Below are 17,453 nucleotides of genomic sequence, written 5' to 3'. Positions count from 1 at the left end.
TTTATTTTAATTAGCCGTTTGATAATAGGAGACAGGTTGTTTGGCTGCGCACCATACATCATAGATAGCAAGCTGTACAATATGCGGTTCATCATGATGAATATAGTGCGAGCTGTTTTGCGCCTGAATCCATCCGCTTTGGGATGACAAAGACAGCATGCGTTTATGAAGTCTGAGCCAAGCTTCATGAGCTGGGTGAAACAATCGGCTCTTACCTGATGAAATGACAAGAAGCGGCATCATTCCATAATGGGTTTGCTCCTCTTTGATTGTGCTTAGCATTTGCTGAAAGTCCTCATGCGTACATTCTGCTGTAAACTGCGCCATATATGAAGTGCGTTCTTCCTTTGATAAAAGCGGCAGGATCACCTGCTCTTGCTCCTCACTTGCCGGGTCTAACAGCACCATACCAATGACATCATCTCCTCTGCGGCTTGCCCATAACCGGCTGACAAGAGAGCCAAATGAGTGAGCGACAATAAGAAATGGCGGCTGAATATTGGCTTCTTTCAGCAGTGCATCTAAATCATCAGCGAGGTCATGCAAGGTTCTTCCTTCACCGCTCTCACTGCTCTTTCCATTTCCTAAACGGTCGTATAAGAAAACCCCAAGCTCTGGGTCAATATCACGTGCCATATTCGACCACGTATCACTAGAAATGCCATAGCCTGCTTCAAAGATAATCGTGGCTTGCCTTTTACCTTGACGATGTTTTGTATAAAAGTGGTGTCCATCTATATGATACATTTTTTCAATCATTGCCGAATTCATTCTTCCATCTCCTCTAAGTGGTTCTTTAGCTAAAAGACGGCACAAAAGGCAGATATGTTTCTCTTAAAAACAAAAAAGATGCCTATTTCGAAAAATAGACACCTTTTTTCCTAAGAGCTTTTACCAAGCGCGATCATATTGACGCGGGCTTTCGAGGGATGTACGGAGCTCTTGAGCAGCTGTTTTCGGGAAGTATGGATCCCGTAAAAATTCTCTGCCAATAAAGATCAAATCCGCACGCTGATTTTGTAAAATCTCCTCTGCCTGTACACCAGATGTAATCAGACCGACAGCTGCTGTTTGAATGCCGGCTCCTTCTTTTATTTTCTCTGCAAATGTTACTTGGTAGCCGGGGAATGCGTTGATTTTCGCCTGCACGACAGCACCTGAGCTGACATCAATTAAGTCGACACCTTGCTCTTTGAGCCAAGTGGCAATCCCAATATAATCTGCAATATCAAGTCCTTTTGTCGTGTAATCAGAAGCCGACACACGGACAAATAACGGTCCGTCCCATACGGCGTTGACTGCGTCTACGACTTCTCTTAAGAAACGGTAACGGTTCTCTGGTGAACCGCCATAATCGTCTGTTCGGTGGTTCGCCAGCGGTGAAAGAAATTCATTGATCAAATAGCCATGTGCACCATGAATTTCAATGATGTCAAAACCCGCTTTTTTTGCCCGTACAGCTGCATCCTGAAACGCCTGAACGGTATCTTTGATTTGATCAACAGACATCTCGACAGGGGTTTTAGATGTTTCATCAAATGGGATGCTTGATGGTGCAAGAATGTCTCCATCAAGTTCAGCTTTACGTCCTGCATGGGCTAGCTGGATGGCTGTCTTCGTTCCGTATGCTTTGATTTGTTCGTTTAATGAAGCGAATCCTTCAATGTGCTCATCGCTCCAAATACCGAGGTCTTGATCACTAATTCTTCCCTCAGGAGATACAGCACTTGCTTCCACCATGATGAGACCAGCCTGACCTTGTGCACGGGAAATATAATGTGTGAAGTGGAAAGGCTGTAATTTCCCATCACGGTCATAGGATGAATACATACACATCGGGGACATCACGATGCGGTTTTTCAGTGTAACACCTTTTAATGTCCAAGGTGAAAAGAGTTTTGTTTCCAAATACCTTCGCCTCCTCATGGAATTGTATAGCCGATTATAACAGCCATTCAAACTTTCGTCATAAAAGGTGCTCAAAGAATATAGCTTTTATACACGTTTTTGTATAATGGAGAGATAGAGACATCAAAGGGGGAGAACGGATGAAATGGCAAACAGAGAGTGAACTAAGGGAGCTCCTGACAGCTCTTATGCAGTATGAAAGCATATCAGGTACAACAGGAGAAGTCGCGTTAGCGGAATATTTATATTATTTGCTAAGGGAGCGGCCTTATTTTGAGCAGAACCCTCATCATTTGGCTTTGCATCCGATGAAAGATGGCCGGTATTATTTAACGGCACTTGTGAAGCGCAGTACGCTGCGGCGTACCGTGCTGCTTCTTAGTCACTTTGATGTAGTCGATACAGAAGATTACGGCGAATTTCAAAACATGGCATGCAAGCCTGAAGAGTTAATGGCTTCCTTTTCGCAAAAAAGTGAGCTTCTTCCAAAGAGGGCAAGAGAGGACCTTGCTTCAGGCGACTGGCTGTTTGGAAGAGGGGCCATGGATATGAAAGCAGGTCTCACCGTGCAGCTTTCTATGCTGGAAAGAGCGATGACAGGAACATTTGATGGAAATGTCCTGCTCGTCACAGTTCCTGATGAAGAAGTGAATTCACAAGGAATGCTTGAGGCTGTGCCGAAACTAAAGGAGCTCAAAGAAAAGCATGATCTTGACTATACCGCTTGTTTAAACAGTGAGCCCATGTTTGAAAAGTATCCAGGGGATGAACATCATTATATGTATACAGGCAGTATAGGAAAGGTATTAGCCGGATTTTTCTGTAAAGGGATTGAAACACATGTAGGAGAGCCTTTCTCAGGCTTAAATGCGAATTTTATGGTATCTGAACTAAACAGGCTGTTAGAGCTCAATAGTGATTATTGTGAGGAAGTAGATGGTGAAGTAACACCGCCTCCAACGAACTTAATGCAAAAGGACTTGAAAGAAGCCTATTCCGTTCAAACACCTCACACAGCCGTATCTTTATTTAATGTGCTCATGATGAAACGTTCAAGTGAAGAACTGCACGGACTTCTCTATGAAACTGCGAAACAAGCAGCAGACCAAATCGAGGCCAATCTTCAGCAAAAAACAGCGGACTTTCAGCGCTTTAAACACTTTACTCCAATTGACACTCAGGTGACGGTTCTTACGTATCACGAGCTGTATCAAAAAGCCGCAGAACGCTCTGGTGAACAGGAAGTCGAGCGCATTGTCAACTATGCATTCGCCAACCGAGGTGAACTTGGAGATCGTGATTTTTCAACGAAAATTGTCTCGGAGCTGACGACGCTATGTAAGGAAGAAGGACCGCTGATTGTTCTATTTTATAGTCCGCCATTTTACCCTTCGGTGTCCTCAACAGAAGATCCGCATATTCAGAAGACATTCAAGAAGATTCAAAAAGAGGCAAAAGAGGTATATGGTCTTGAAGTAGAGGAAGTGAAATATTTCCCGGGATTGTCTGATTTAAGTTACTTACAGCTCGAAAAGTAGGAGGTAGGTCATTATACAACCAATATGCCGCTTTACCAAAAAGGCTATTCTTTACCACAAGGAGAAAAGGAAGCCCTTTACGTTCCAGTCATCAACGTAGGTCCACTAGGAAAGGACCCGCACAAATGGACAGAACGGCTGCACGTCCCGTTCTCTTTTGGCATTTTGCCAGAATTGCTAGAATCAACGATTCATGCTTTATTAGAGAAAAAATAAGTAGATGTAATGAAGAGCTCTATCTTGATGATAGGGCTTCTATTTAATAAATAGAAGATGATATTAAAGAAGACTTACATTTATTTGAAGGGAGGGAGAAAATTAAATGGAAACTGGGAAATTAACAAAATCAGACATCATCACATCGCTTCAGGAAAGTATGCGTGAACTAGAGAAGCTAGTGGAGGCTTGTGATGATAACGCATTGGATCAATCTTTGGGGGAGGGGAAGTGGTCAATCAAGCAGCTTGCCGGGCATTTGTATGACACAGAAGAAGTCTGGTCAGAGCGGATAGAGCAGGCGATATCAGATCATTACACGCCCTTTCAATCATATGATCCTGAAATGTATGTGAAAGAAAGAGCTTATGAATGGTATAACGCAGAGGAGATCAAAGCATTGATCAAACGGATGAAAGAGAGAAGAAACAACACGCTTCGGCTATTAGAAAAAGATATATGGGAACAATCAGGTCTGCATCCGGAAGAAGGAGTGATGACCGTCAAAGTATTAGCTGAAACCATCGCTTTACATGAACAACATCATCTGGATCAAATCAAAGCCATCATGTCAATGAGGCAGTGAAAAAGCACCTGTCATCAAAACAGGTGCTTTTTAAATTCATTTATACGTGCTTGCTGAAAACATTTCGTTTAATTCTGCTGCGCGTTTAGTGGCTGTTTTGACACAATCGACAACGGCCTCTTCAAATTGATAGGCAGCCAGTGTGTTCAGGCCGGCTTCTGTTGTTCCGCCTTCACTTGTGATTTCTTTGCGCAGTTCGGCCGGCTCTTTTCCGCTGTCTTGAAGCATATTAGCGGCGCCCGCAATCATTTGGCAAATGAGTAATTTCGCAGTTGCTTGGTCCATTCCAAGTTCTGAAGCACCTCGCTCCATTCCTTCAATCAAATGATAAATGAAGGCAGGGCCGCTGCCTGCGATGGCTGTCACAGCATTTAGCTGCGATTCATCTAATACTGTGACATGCCCGATCGTTTCAAACAGCTCGACGGCCTTTTTCTTTTGCTCCTCTGTCACTTCATGACTTACGGCAATACCTGTTGCTGACTGCTGAATCGCCGCTGATGTATTTGGCATCGCACGAACGACTGCACTCTTTCCGCCAGCATAGTGTTGAATCGTTTCAATAGAAATACCCGCTAAAATAGAAATGATCAGCTGTCCATGTAAATGAGGACGGACTTCAGAAATTCCGCTTTCTGCATCCTTCGGTTTTAAGGCAAAAACGAGAATATCCGCTTCTTCATAAATAAAGGACCGAGCGAAATCCGTTTTGACCCCATAACGCGCCTGTAATTCCTCTAATCGTTTTTCATTCGTTTTGTTTGTCACAATGATATCTTCATTCGACATCATGCCGCTTTTTAATAAACCTTTGATCATAGACTCTGCCATTGAGCCTGCACCGATAAATCCAATTTTACTCATAAGCTGCTCCTCCTTGTAGAAAATAAAAAAACCTCTCGCCTGAAAAGGACGAAAGGTTTTTCGCGGTACCACCCTCAATTAGCATGCAAACATGCATACTCAGCTCTAGTCCCTTAACGCGGGAAACGTTTAGGTTTGCCTAACAGCTCAAAGGGCAGGTTCAGCAAATAAGAGGATGGTGAAGTCTTTCAGCCGGCGGACCTCACTCTCTTGCATCATTATTTTGCTTACTAATCCTTGTCATCGCGCATCATATATTTGTTGTTCATTATGCAACGATGGACAAGTTTATGTCAATAGGGGCAGTTAAAAAAATTGCCCGTCTAAACCGCATGACAGTCTGCCTTTTGCAAGATACAATGAAGTAAGAAGGCTTAAGTACCCACAATCATGAGTCAAAAAGCAGGAGATGACGTATAAAAGTGAAAGAAGAGATCATTCAATTATCCATCCCGACGCCGTTTGCTGTTGGGGATGTGTATGCATATGTATTAAAAGGAGAGGCCGTAACCTTAGTAGATTGCGGGCCGATGACAGAAGAGGCAGAGCATGCTTTTGTCACGCAATTAAAGGAACATCGTTTATCGATAGACGATATTGATCAGGTGGTGCTGACCCATCATCATGCAGATCATGTCGGTCTGTTAAATCTGATGAAACCTCATGTCCGTGTGATCGGACACCAGCTAAATGAGCCGTATATTAGTCAGGATCCAGTGTTTAAGCAGCGCCAAGTGGACTTTATGATTCCTTTTTTTCAGCAGTTAGGTGTCCCGCTTCGGCAAAATGAGTGTGAAAAAATGGTGAAGCAATCTTATACATATTCTTGTACTTCACATGTAGATGAGATCATAAAAGAAGGTGATCGTTTAAGCGGGCATGAACACTTCTTTGTGATGGAAACACCCGGACACGCACAGTCTCATCTTTCCTTTCTAGATGAAACAACGGGGAATTTTATTGGCGGCGACCTGCTTTTGACGACCATTTCTTCAAATCCGTTAATGGAAGCACCGTATGAGGGCGAGGAACGTCAAAAATCACTGCTTCAATATAAAGCATCACTCAATCGGTTATTGCGTCTGCCAATCAAGACGATTTATCCAGGACACGGTCAGCTCATCACGTCCCATCATGAATTGATTGAAGAAAGATTTAAAAAACAAGAGAAACGAGCAAATACGATGTATCAGCTGCTTAAACAAAAAGAAATGACGGCCTTTCATCTTTGCCGCAAGCTATTTCCTGTGATGTATGAAGAGGCCTTGTTTTTAACGATGTCTGAGACAGTCGGGCAGCTGGATGTGCTCTTAGAGGCTGGGCGAATTGAAGAAATGCAAAAAGACGGAATCGTCTATTACAGAGCAAACTAAGGAGTGAGACACATGGGGCGATTGACAGGAAAAAGGATTTGGATTACTGGCGCATCTGGGGGCATTGGTGAAAAAATGGCTTGCTTGGCAGCAGAAGAAGGCGCAGAGGTCATTATTTCAGCAAGACGAGTGGAAAGGCTTACTAGTGTGAAAGAAAAAATTATGAGTGCTGGCGGGGTGTGTCACATCGCTCAGCTTGATGTCAGCCAGCTTGAGGACATTGATCGGGCGTATGAAGAAGTGGGGCCGGTCGATATTTTGGTCAACAATGCCGGCTTTGGCGTATTCGATCTCGTCGAAGATGCCTCCATAGAGGAAATGGTGTCAATGTTTGAGGTGAATGTGTTTGGCTTAATTGCCTGCACGAAAAAGGTCATCCCTGAGATGAAGCAAAGAGGGCAGGGACATATTATCAATATCGCATCCCAGGCAGGAAAGATTGCGACTCCCAAATCAGCTATTTATTCCGCATCAAAGCATGCCGTTCTTGGATTTTCAAACAGCCTCAGAATGGAGCTGGCAGACTCAGGCATTCACGTGACGACGGTCAACCCAGGACCAATTGCCACAGACTTCTTTACCATTGCTGACCGCAGCGGTGAATATGTGAAGAACGTTGATTTTATGATGCTGAGTGCGGACAAGGTGGCAGGGAAGGTCGTATCTGCCATGATGACGAAAAAGAGAGAGATTAATCTGCCCGGCTGGATGAATGCTGGCAGCAAATTGTATCAGTTATTCCCATTTTTATTTGAAAAAGCAGCACGAAAAGCGATGATGAAAAAGTAACAAAAAAGAAACCGGTTTTGAACTGGTTTCTTTTTTTGAGGTGAGGCTTCATTGTGACACTTTCTATATCCGTCTTGCCGCTTGCTGAAGCGGGTCCCATACACTGTTAAACGGCGGTGCATAGCTAATATCTAAATCTTCAAGATCTGTTATGGTCAGCTCTTGGTAAAGGGCAGCCGCCACGATATCGATCCGTTTATCTACACCGTTTCTGCCGATGATTTGGGCACCAAGCAAGGTATGGTCATCGCTTCTGTAAATCAGTTTCACTTTCATTTTCTGCGCTTCTGGGTAATACTTCGCGTGATCTGTACTATCAATGGTGATGACGGAGAAAGGAATGTCCGCCTCTTTTGCTTCTTTTTCTGATAAGCCTGTTCGTCCCGCTGTCACGTCCATAAATTTCATGACGGCTGTTCCAGTCACGCCTTGAAACGCCCGGTTTGTCCCTGTCATATGAAAGCCTGCGATTCTCCCTTGTTTATTCGCAGTTGTGCCGAGCGGAATATAATCCAGTGATTTTTTGATGCGGTGATAGGTTGCCGCGCAATCACCGGCAGCATAAATGTCTTTTATATTGGTTTGCATGTATTCATTTACTGCAATAGCGCCATTTTGAAGACGCTTGATTCCGGTATGATGTAAAAAGGAGGTTTGCGGAGTGACACCGATGGCCATGATGACCATATCTGTTTGTATGGTTTGTTTGTCTGTGATAACAGCTGTGACATGTGACTTGCCTTCTAATTGCTGTACCGTTTCTCCAAGCGATACGTGAATGCCCTTGGCGTCAGCCTCTTCTTTAAGATATTTTGCCATATCGGAGTCAAAGCCCGGGCCGAGTGCTGCTCCCCGCTGAATGATATGTACGTTTTTTCCAAGCGCTTTTAAATTTTCAGCCATTTCAAGGCCGATATATCCACCGCCAATAATCGTGACATGTGTGATGTCCTTTTTTAAATGGTCTAAAATGGACAGCGCATGCGGGATGGTTTTTAATACGTGTACGCCTTCTAATGGCTGGCTGTCTAAATCCAGTGTGACAGGGCTTGCTCCTGTCGCAATTAAGAGGCGGTCGTAGCTTTCTGTAAAGGGTTCTTTTGTTTTCGTATGATGACCCGACACTGTTTTTTGCTCTGGGTCAATGGAGGTCACTTCGTGTAAGCATCTGGCGTCAATTCGATATTTCTCACGAAAGGTTTCAGCACTGCGTGCGATCAGCTTTCTGTGATCATCAATGAGACCGCCGATCAAGTAGGGGAGTCCGCACTGTCCATATGAGAAAATCTCTCCTTTTTCAAAAGCAACAATGTATGCATTTGGATCCTCTCTATATATTTGCATAGCGCAGCTCATTCCAGCTGCATCTCCGCCAATCATCACATATTTCATTTAGTGTGCTCCCTTCTATCTATCGTACTGAATACTCTTATTTACCCTCATATTCCTTTTTTTAATGCTTTTTTTCGCAAAACAAACAAACTTTCGTTGAAAAATAAAGACAGCGCCTTCATTTTAAGCTACAATCGGATTATCGTCTTTTTGGGTTACGAGTTTAGTGAAGATTGGTGGGAAAGACTTTGAGTGACACGCGACTAGATTTTAATACGCTATACACGCGCCATACGAGAGAGGCCTGGGCAGCTCTTGGAGAATATATGCCGGTATCTGTTTCTGAAGAAGAAGCGAGAGCGCTGCAAGGATTAAATGACTATTTATCGCTTGAAGAAGTTCGAGATATTTACATACCGCTTATTCGTTTTCTGACATTACATGTCTTTGCAGAAAAACAAAAAAACCAGCATGTGAATGCCTTTTTAAACTACCCGCATCATGCCAAAATTCCCTTTTTAATTGGGATTGCTGGAAGTGTAGCTGTTGGGAAAAGCACAACGGCTCGTATCATTGAAACGCTTTTATCGAGACTTGGAGATGGGCTGAAGGTGAGTCTTGTGACAACAGATGGCTTTTTATATCCTCAAAAAGAATTAAAGGATCGAGGGCTGATGGAAAAGAAAGGCTTCCCGGAAAGCTATGATGTCAAAGCCCTGCTGTCTTTTTTGAATGAATTAAAATCAGGTAAACAAACTGTGCATGCCCCGGTATATTCTCATCTGACCTATGACCGGCTAGAAGGGGTGTATGAAACAGTAGAGGATGCGGATATTGTCATTATTGAAGGAATCAATGTGCTCCAATCACCAGCGCTGGATGATTTGAAGGATGAACCGCGTGTGTTTGTATCAGATTTCTTTGATTTTTCGATTTATGTTGACGCCGCTGAAACGCAAATTCAATCATGGTATAAAGAACGGTTTCGTTTGCTCAGAGAAACAGCCTTCCAAGATCCTGAATCCTTTTTTCATCAATATAAAGATTTGACGGATGAAGAGGCAGATCAGATGGCAAGCACGATTTGGAATACCGTAAATCGCCCTAATTTATATCAAAATATTTTACCGACAAAATATCGAGCTGACCTCATTTTGAAAAAAGGGGATCAGCACAAGGTGGAAGAGATCGCCATCCGCCGGGTATAAAGAAAAACCGCTCAAACGAGAGAGCGGTTTTTTTAATGACCTCCACTTACTTTAACAGCTATGGCTGCTGCCGATCGCTTTTTTAGACGGTAATATCCAATGAGTAAGAATGGAACGCCTGCGATGGTGATCATTGACAAGACCGTAAAAATGGAGAGGGGATGGGCTGCGCCAAAATAGTCAATGCACAGTCCGCCGACAAATGGTCCGACCACGCTGCCGAGCTGAGAAAATCCCATCGCACCAAAGTACGATCCCTTCACTTCTGGCTTTGCAATATTGTCTATAAAAAGATCCATCATCGCAAACAGCAGAACTTCCCCAATTGTAAACACGACAATGATGAAAGCAAGCATGCCGAGACTTTGTGAAAAAGCAATGGCAAACAAACTGCCGGCAAGAAGAATATTCCCGGTGGTCAGCGACAAAATGGTGGAGTAGCGCTTTGCAATCATGATGAGCGGGTATTGTATGACAATGACAACCACTGCATTTAAAGATAAAAGATATCCAAACAGTTTAGGACCATCCTCAATCATAGGTGACGCTGATAAGTATTGAGGCAGCGTTGAGCTTAAATGTGAATACCCGAACGAACATAAGGTAACGCCGATGAGAATGATGCTAAAGACTGTATCTTTTTGGATAATGGAAAGGGCTTTTTTGACGCTGATTTGTTTCGTGTTTTCTGGAGCAGCAACTGGATGCTTCTGAAATTGCCAGGCCAGTGTTAATCCATATAACAAATAAATGAAGGCAGCGACAAGAAATGGAAATGTTGTTTTCGATGATCCTAGATATAAGCCAAGCAGCGGGCCGAAGATCACCCCGATATTAATGGCCGTATACCGTAAATTAAAAACAAACAACCGAATACTTGATGGGGTGACATCAGATAAGAGCGCCTTAGACGTTGGTTCAAACAGTGCCCGGCACAGTCCGTTTAAAGCGTTCATGAGAAAGAAGACCCAAATGGCATCTGCAAACGCAAAGCCAACAAAGACAAGTGTCCAGCCGAAGATGGATAGAAGCATGACCTTTTTCCTGCCGATTCGGTCAGAAACATAGCCGCCGTAAAAACTCGCTACGATCCCAATAAGGGAGCTGACGGCAATGATTAACCCAGCTGAAGAAGCTGAAGCCCCTTTGACTTGTGTCAAATAAACGGCCAAAAAAGGAATGCTCATGGACGTCGCCATTCGGCCGAATATGGTGCCGATGATGATCGTCCAACTAAGTGGATGTAAAGTACGTAAGTTATTTTTCATGATGTTTCTCCCCTGAGTGTTAAGATGTTCCAATCATACATGAAAAATTGTGCAAATTAAATACACAATTTGATGGAGGAGACATCCGTCATATGACAGAGGAGGCCCGAATAGCTCGCAAATTTGGAGAGCATGTTTTTTTCTGTCGATGCTTCTAGTCTTTTAGTATGCTGATTCGTACGGTCACTTAAAGACAATTTAATCAAGATCAATCGCGACAATTTGCTGCAAGGACAGGTGGAGAACATCTTCATCATTGACGATTTTTATGCGCTGCGTTTCATAATGAATGGCTTTCACCCAGCCCCAAAACTGCTGTTTCATACCTGCTGCAGCATATGTTACGCAAATCGCTTGGTCCTCTGTAATCGACTGTGTGATCAAAAAATTCATTTCCTCTAACTGATCAGTACTCAGCGAAGGAGGCGTGTATTCTTTTTTCTTCCGTTTTTGAGCAAGCAGCTGTTCACGGTGCTCTGGGAGCATCATTCGGCTTGATTCCCACATGATGTTGTATCCAGGTGTTAATTTATTGGGATTCATGGCTGTTCGCCTCCGTTATTTGTAATGTCCACCAATTTTTTCGGCGCGGTGATACGCCTGCCCTGCGCTTGTTAGTGACGAAGCGTGCAAGAGTGCAGCAGGTCCATACTTCATATGGATCGCATCAAATACTTTGCTGAGTCTGTCTTTTTTGAAATGGTGATCAAATAAACTCAGCTGATAGTGGCTGTCAGGCTGCAGCTGTGAGAGAGTAATACCTACACTGCGAATGGGCTGGCCGTCCCAGTGCTGCTGACATAGCTGAATAGCTGCGTCTGCAATATCTGTCCCGTATTGTGTGGGGGAATGGAGCTTGATTTGTCTATGAAATCCAGTCGGATGAGAAAAATCAGCGCCTCTTACGCCAACCGACACCGTTTGCCCAACATAATGCTTAAAGCGCGCACGTCTTGCGACTTCTTCACTCAATTCAAGAAGGGCGACTTTGATGTCCTCAAAGGACGCATAATCATGGGGAAGGGTCATATGATGCCCAACCGCTTTTTGCTGATCATGTGTGTGAAGAGTGACCGGGGAGGGATCGTGTCCTAAAGCTGTTCGCTGCAGAAGCTCTCCGTTGATTCCCCAGCGTTTTTTTAGCCGGTCTAACGGATAAGCAGCAAGCGTCCCGATGGTACTGATACCCATTCGTTTTAAATGGTGCTCCATCCGTTTGCCGACACCAAATAATTTTCCAATCGGAAGCGGCCATAAATCAGCCGCCACCCGGTCTGCACGAAGTTCATAGATGCCAGATTTGTTTTTTTTAGCAAAATGATCACAGGCCATTTTAGCAAGCACTTTATTAGGACCAATGCCAACACGTGCGTAAATGCCTGTCTGGTTCATAATGGTCGTTTGTATATTTTGAGCGATCTCGCGCGGCGAACCGAGTAGTGTCACACTTCCCGTAATATCGAGAAACTGTTCATCAATTGAATAGGGTTCGACAAGATCCGTGTATTGTTCAAGCAGTTCTGTCATCATGACAGAAACATCAAGGTAGCGCTGCATACGTGGACGTACGACGACGGCTTCAGGGCATTTCTCCTTTGCTTCCCATAATCTTGATGCATTTTGTACGCCCCGTTTTTTAGCGAGCGGGCAGGCCGCAAGTACGACCCCGCTCCGCCGCTCGGGATCTCCTGAGACGATGAGCGGCACATCCTTCAAATGGGGAGCCTCCACTTTTTCGACTGACGCATAAAACGACTGCATATCCACAAGCAGAATGGCTCGTTCATTCATGATTTTCACCTCTTAGAACGTATGTTCTGTATACATTTTAACCGCCAGAAGGTGAAATTGATACTGGTAAATCATTCAAAGAGAAGAGTGTAAATCCATACAAAAAAGACGAAGTGTCTCCACTTCGTCTCATCTGGGTAAAATGAGTCATTTTAAGCATGTGCTAAGTTATTGGATGTTTGGAGCGGCTCAGAACGCAAACGATAGGCCGTTAGTTTTTTCTTAGGCTTATGGGTAAACTGCCGCACCACATCCACGTGGTCATCGTAATGATACAGATAAAGGGTTACATCATGCTTGCCAAGCTTTGTTTGCATGGTAAGCGGCGCTGGCCCTTCCTGTGGATGAAGAAAACGCTCTTCGTCACCAGGATAAATATAATAGCGTTCAATAAAGATCGCATCATTAAAATGTTGAATAATTTCGGATGTTTGCTGATCATCGAGTGGACGTCCTTGAAACGTCATCGTTGTTTGATCACTTGTTACTTTTGCATGCACCGCATAACGACTAAAAAGGCGTTCAACAACACCCGAAGGCAGCGAAGTGACAAGCAGCTTTAAAAGACTAAACACAACAAGTGAAGTAACAATCCAAACCAATATCATCATCTCCAATAAACGTTTGTTCCATTTCCTATATGAACCATCTTAACATAACAAAAGAATGGATCTTTCGCATAAAAAGTGAACTTTTTGAAATAAGTGTGAAGATTTAAAAGGAGATGATAGCAAAAGAACGAAGAACCAACAAAGCTGAAAGGAAAAAAGGCTGATACATCACCTTTACAAACAATTGATCAGACAGGTAGACTATTGAAACAGTTGATTTTTTGTGAAAAAAGAGCGGTACAGCTAAAAATGAAAAGGGGCGAGGCCATCATGATACGTCAAGTGAAGCCGTCAGATTTTTATGCGGTCACATCCGTCATTCAAAGCTGGTGGGGAGGCAGAGATTTACGAGCGAAATTGCCAAAGCTATTTTTCGAACATTTTCAGCAAACAAGTTTTGTCGTTGTTGAAAAAGGTGAACTGATCGGCTTTTTAGTCGGTTTTTTATCGCAATCGCATTCAGATGAAGCGTATATTCACTTTGTTGGGGTACATCCAGACCACCGGAAATTGAAGATTGGCAAAATTCTCTATCAAGCGTTTTATGAAGCGGCTGAAAAGGAAGGAAGAACAACGATTAAGGCTATTACAGCTCCTGTCAATAAAGTCTCGATTGCTTACCATACAAAGCTCGGTTTTCAGATAGAAAAGGGAGATAAAACAGTGGATGGCATTTCAGTTTTTTCAGATTACGACGGCATTCATGAAGACCGGGTGCTATTTGTAAAAAAGCTGGAGGCGAAAACATGATCATCAGACTGGATCAAAAAAATGAAGAACAAGCGAAAGAGCTGTTACATATCCAATTGGCTGCATATCAGCGGGAGGCAGAACAAATTGGCTATCAAGATTTACCGCCCTTAAAAGAAACGGTTCAAGACATAATAGAAACAGATGAGATTTTCATAGGCTTTGAAAAAGAGGGGCATTTGTTAGGAATCGCTTCATATGAACTGCATGATGATCGGATCATCCTCAGCCGGTTAGCTGTGCACCCACAACATGTCAATCAAGGAATCGGGACAGCGCTCCTGCAATCCATTATCCAGTATCAAAAAACAATCGAGCTCACAACAGCAGAGGCAAATACACCAGCAATCAAGCTTTATGAAAAACTAGGGTTTAAACAGAAGGCCCGTTTGCAGGTGGAAAACAATCTGATGTTAACAAAGATGGAACGTTTGATGCTTCGAAAGGTGGAAGTGATTGAATACCAATCGAGCTGGCCAAAACAATTTCAAGATGAGCATGACAAGCTGAAAAAGATAGTTGGCGACAACTGGGTATATGGCCACCATATTGGCAGTACGTCAGTCATAGGAATGGCGGCTAAGCCAATTATTGATATCTTGCTAGAGGTGAAGCATATCAGCACGTTAGATGAGTGTAACCACCTGTTTCGCCAGCTTGGATATGAACCGCTCGGAGAAAATGGACTCAAGGGAAGACGTTTTTTTAGAAAAGGAGGCTTGAACCGAACACATCACGTTCACGCCTATGAAGCCGGACATGATGATGTAAAAAGGCATTTGGTGTTCCGAGATTATTTAAAAGCTGCACCTGATCGTGCCAAAGCCTATGCAGATAAAAAGCGTCAATTGGCAAAAGCCTATCCTGAAGATATGGCAAGTTATATCAAAGGAAAAGATGAGCTCATTAAAGAAATTGAACAAGAAGCGTACAATTGGTCAGACCAATTAAAGACAAATGATCAGACATAAGAGCTAACAGGGCGTGAACATGTTTAATTGATGACTGATATGTTACAATGTAACAATCAACGAAAAAAGGATGTTCGGCATGTATATTCATATAACAGAACAAGCAGCAGCGTTCCTTACAAAACAACAAGCAGGGCATGAATCAAAAGAACTGCTCCTTCGATATGATTCAGATGGGTGCGGCTGTGCGGTAAGCGGTGTCCCAATGATTTGGCTCACAGGTGAAAGAACAGGCGAATGGGAAGAACTCAAGCATAATCAGCTCTTTAAGCTGTACATACACACAGTACAAAAGGTCTTTTTTGACGAGGAAATGACGATTGATTTTAACGAAAAAGCCAACACACTCATGTTGAAAAGTCCTCAACAAATACTCAGCCCGAGAATGGGTATACTTGTAAAGTAAGGTGGAAATGTAGTGGATCAAAAGCTAAAAGTGATACAAAATACGGCACAAAATAAAACATGGGTGTCGTTTTTAAATAACAATCATCCCTATAGCCTTTTGCACTGGTCAATAGGTGGAATGGATTCGGTGAAAAAGGACGTTTGGCTTCTTCAAGATGAAGTCACATTTGAAACAGAAGAATTTCCAACGCTCGAATTAGCTGTCAATTGGATCAAAGAGAATATGGACCAAGTAACAGATGTATTATAAAAGCCCTTTTTCGAAAGGGTTTTTTTCGTGCGTTCATCATCTCATCAAACCGCATGGCTGTCTAATCCGGAAAATGATCTTTTGGGAACGGAAAAAGCCGTTTTTCAACAAACAATTCGACAAAATGAGCAAGCTGGAAATAAAAAAATAATGGCTGTAAATGCCGAAAAATAGGCATTTGCAGCGTTAATTGCGGGATACCGAAAACTTTGCGAAAAATGACATTTCATATTTCTTCCATTCGAGGAAATGTGATAGAATACAACATGTATCGTATATGAGAAGGGAGGTGCTAAAGTGAATTGAAGCTCAAGCTGTCATCGCCTCAGGTTGGAATCAAAATAAACGAATGGTATAGGCAGATTTGCGGATTTCATGTGATGAAAGCAGAGAAGCTGAAGGCGGAGATCGAGCAGGAAATCCTGGAGATGGAGCAGGATCAAAACTTGTTATTGTTTTACCAGCTGATGGATTTTCGTCACAAGGTGATGCTTGAATATTTTGAACCGGCAAAGAAAGCCTCGAATGATGAAGAGATTAAGAATTTGCTAGAAACGATTGAACATTCACAAACGAAATTAACGGATATGCTTGAATACTATGTTCATTTTTTCACAGGAATGTTTGAATTTGAACAGAGAAACTATTTAAGTGCCATTGCTTATTACCGCTCAGCAGAAAAAAAGCTCAATCTCATATCAGATGATATAGAAAGAGCAGAATTTTACTTTAAATTAGCAGAAATTTACTACCACATGAAACAAACCCACTTTTCGATGCACTATGCCTTGCAAGCGTTAGATACGTATTCTGCCTACAGAACGTACACGCTGAGAATCATCCACTGTGAATTTGTCATTGGTGCAAACTATGATGATTTGAAATGCTATGAACATGCATTGCCCTACTTTAAAAATGCTCTAAAGCGAGCACGCTCAATTGGAAACCCTCGAGTCATAGGTTCGGCCCTTTTCAACTTAGGTAACTGTTATTATCAAATGAACGATCTTGCGGAAGCAAGCCGTTATCTAAAAGACTCTATTGAAGTGTTTGAAAAGGAGAATTTAACCCATCTTAATCGCTCTCTAGACCCACTATTTATGCTGACACAAATCCTGTTTAAACAAAAACAAATAAAAGAGTCGTTAACCCTCTATCAACAAGGTATTATGAAGGCCTGTGAATTAGAAGATGAAATTTACATCTGCAAATTTCAGTTCTTAAAAGCATTATACGTTGATGCAGACATAACAATCATAGACGATACATTAGACCTGCTCGAGGACAAGCGCTTATACCCAGATATTGAGGAATTGGCACTTGATGCGGCTCATTATTACAATGAGCTTGGACTGTTTGAAGTATCTACCCGGTTTTACGAAAGGAAAATTCAAGCCATATCAAAAATCCAAAATGGGGGTCATTTATATGAAAACGAGTTTGATAGTTCTTTTATTGGCAGCAACTGCAGGATTATCGGTCATGAGTCAGCAGCAATCGGAAGAGAGCCATATGGAGCTTGCGGGCAGACACCATACAACAGTGGTGACTATCGTATAAGTTAGCTCAAAAAGAGGGGACGAACTGCTG

At 42.8% G+C, this 17,453-nt stretch carries 18 protein-coding genes, 1 pseudogene and 1 other annotated feature; of the genes and pseudogenes, 11 read left to right on the top strand and 8 right to left on the bottom strand.

The features are described from left to right. Positions 1 to 6 precede the first annotated feature (6 nt). Both EV579_RS06865 and namA read right to left on the bottom strand, forming a co-directional pair. A complete protein-coding gene (locus EV579_RS06865; RefSeq protein ID WP_024422899.1) occupies positions 7 to 771 on the bottom strand; it encodes an alpha/beta fold hydrolase in 765 nt (254 codons plus the stop codon). Positions 772 to 891: 120 nt separating this feature from the next. Further along, positions 892 to 1,908 (bottom strand): NADPH dehydrogenase NamA, encoded by a 1,017-nt coding sequence (gene namA, locus EV579_RS06860; protein WP_133744177.1) that lies wholly within the window; start codon positions 1,906 to 1,908, stop codon positions 892 to 894. Positions 1,909 to 2,048: 140 nt separating this feature from the next. Here namA and EV579_RS06855 point away from each other — a divergent pair. Beyond that, positions 2,049 to 3,662 (top strand): annotated as a pseudogene (locus EV579_RS06855) (M20/M25/M40 family metallo-hydrolase). 106 nt (positions 3,663 to 3,768) lie between these two features. Beyond that, a complete protein-coding gene (locus tag EV579_RS06850) occupies positions 3,769 to 4,248 on the top strand; it encodes a DinB family protein (RefSeq protein ID WP_133744176.1) in 480 nt (159 codons plus the stop codon). A 36-nt stretch (positions 4,249 to 4,284) separates the two neighbouring features. Here the strand turns inward: EV579_RS06850 and proC are convergent, their stop codons facing one another. Next, positions 4,285 to 5,112, bottom strand: coding sequence for a pyrroline-5-carboxylate reductase (gene proC, locus EV579_RS06845; protein ID WP_024428040.1), 828 nt, complete (start codon positions 5,110 to 5,112; stop codon positions 4,285 to 4,287). Between the two features lie 41 nt (positions 5,113 to 5,153). Continuing rightward, positions 5,154 to 5,365: a binding site (T-box leader), on the bottom strand. A gap of 169 nt (positions 5,366 to 5,534) precedes the next feature. Between proC and EV579_RS06840 the strand changes: the two genes are divergently transcribed. Together EV579_RS06840 and EV579_RS06835 are read left to right on the top strand one after the other, a co-directional pair. Next, positions 5,535 to 6,485 (top strand): MBL fold metallo-hydrolase, encoded by a 951-nt coding sequence (locus tag EV579_RS06840; protein WP_044332765.1) that lies wholly within the window; start codon positions 5,535 to 5,537, stop codon positions 6,483 to 6,485. A 12-nt stretch (positions 6,486 to 6,497) separates the two neighbouring features. Continuing rightward, positions 6,498 to 7,274 carry an SDR family NAD(P)-dependent oxidoreductase gene (locus EV579_RS06835; protein ID WP_133744175.1) on the top strand — a complete coding sequence of 259 codons (777 nt, stop codon included), beginning with the start codon at positions 6,498 to 6,500 and terminating at the stop codon, positions 7,272 to 7,274. A gap of 63 nt (positions 7,275 to 7,337) precedes the next feature. Here EV579_RS06835 and EV579_RS06830 read toward each other — a convergent pair whose 3' ends face one another. Further along, positions 7,338 to 8,666 (bottom strand): CoA-disulfide reductase, encoded by a 1,329-nt coding sequence (locus EV579_RS06830; protein WP_133744174.1) that lies wholly within the window; start codon positions 8,664 to 8,666, stop codon positions 7,338 to 7,340. Positions 8,667 to 8,854: 188 nt separating this feature from the next. On the opposite strand from EV579_RS06830, the gene coaA reads away from it, so the two are divergent. After that, positions 8,855 to 9,814, top strand: a complete 960-nt coding sequence (gene coaA / locus EV579_RS06825) for a type I pantothenate kinase (RefSeq protein WP_024428044.1) — start codon at positions 8,855 to 8,857, stop codon at positions 9,812 to 9,814. A gap of 32 nt (positions 9,815 to 9,846) precedes the next feature. On the opposite strand, the gene EV579_RS06820 is transcribed toward coaA, so the two are convergent. From EV579_RS06820 to EV579_RS06805, 4 genes are all read right to left on the bottom strand, one after another. Next, the gene (locus EV579_RS06820) at positions 9,847 to 11,082 is read right to left on the bottom strand and encodes an MDR family MFS transporter (RefSeq protein ID WP_133744173.1); all 1,236 of its coding nucleotides are present in this window, start codon (positions 11,080 to 11,082) and stop codon (positions 9,847 to 9,849) included. Between the two features lie 198 nt (positions 11,083 to 11,280). Then, the gene (locus EV579_RS06815; RefSeq protein WP_024422890.1) at positions 11,281 to 11,625 is read right to left on the bottom strand and encodes a YolD-like family protein; all 345 of its coding nucleotides are present in this window, start codon (positions 11,623 to 11,625) and stop codon (positions 11,281 to 11,283) included. A gap of 15 nt (positions 11,626 to 11,640) precedes the next feature. Further along, positions 11,641 to 12,873: a DNA polymerase IV gene (locus tag EV579_RS06810; RefSeq protein WP_073206206.1), complete on the bottom strand. Its 1,233-nt coding sequence runs from the start codon at positions 12,871 to 12,873 to the stop codon at positions 11,641 to 11,643. 152 nt (positions 12,874 to 13,025) lie between these two features. Further along, on the bottom strand, positions 13,026 to 13,475 hold the full coding sequence (locus EV579_RS06805; RefSeq protein ID WP_024422888.1) for a YfmQ family protein: 450 nt from the start codon (positions 13,473 to 13,475) through the stop codon (positions 13,026 to 13,028). Positions 13,476 to 13,754: 279 nt separating this feature from the next. Here EV579_RS06805 and EV579_RS06800 point away from each other — a divergent pair, with 279 nt between their 5' ends. The 6 genes from EV579_RS06800 to EV579_RS06780 all read left to right on the top strand — a co-directional run bounded on the left by EV579_RS06800 (position 13,755) and on the right by EV579_RS06780 (position 17,428). Then, positions 13,755 to 14,234, top strand: a complete 480-nt coding sequence (locus tag EV579_RS06800) for a GNAT family N-acetyltransferase (RefSeq protein WP_024422887.1) — start codon at positions 13,755 to 13,757, stop codon at positions 14,232 to 14,234. Further along, positions 14,231 to 15,205: a GNAT family N-acetyltransferase gene (locus EV579_RS06795; protein ID WP_024422886.1), complete on the top strand. Its 975-nt coding sequence runs from the start codon at positions 14,231 to 14,233 to the stop codon at positions 15,203 to 15,205. The genes EV579_RS06800 and EV579_RS06795 overlap by 4 nt, the downstream gene beginning before the upstream one ends. A gap of 79 nt (positions 15,206 to 15,284) precedes the next feature. Further along, the gene (locus tag EV579_RS06790; protein WP_024422885.1) at positions 15,285 to 15,611 is read left to right on the top strand and encodes an iron-sulfur cluster biosynthesis family protein; all 327 of its coding nucleotides are present in this window, start codon (positions 15,285 to 15,287) and stop codon (positions 15,609 to 15,611) included. A gap of 12 nt (positions 15,612 to 15,623) precedes the next feature. Beyond that, on the top strand, positions 15,624 to 15,863 hold the full coding sequence (locus EV579_RS06785; protein WP_024422884.1) for a YqkC family protein: 240 nt from the start codon (positions 15,624 to 15,626) through the stop codon (positions 15,861 to 15,863). 27 nt (positions 15,864 to 15,890) lie between these two features. Further along, the gene (locus EV579_RS18955; protein WP_155762198.1) at positions 15,891 to 16,037 is read left to right on the top strand and encodes a hypothetical protein; all 147 of its coding nucleotides are present in this window, start codon (positions 15,891 to 15,893) and stop codon (positions 16,035 to 16,037) included. 128 nt (positions 16,038 to 16,165) lie between these two features. Next, a complete protein-coding gene (locus EV579_RS06780; protein ID WP_024422883.1) occupies positions 16,166 to 17,428 on the top strand; it encodes a response regulator aspartate phosphatase in 1,263 nt (420 codons plus the stop codon). The last annotated feature ends 25 nt before the right edge of the window (positions 17,429 to 17,453 follow it).

The sequence above is a fragment of the Bacillus sp. BK450 genome, assembly GCF_004364885.1.
Taxonomy (GTDB): Bacteria; Bacillota; Bacilli; order Bacillales; family Bacillaceae; genus Bacillus; species Bacillus safensis.
This window is presented reverse-complemented; position numbering and strand designations above follow the sequence as displayed.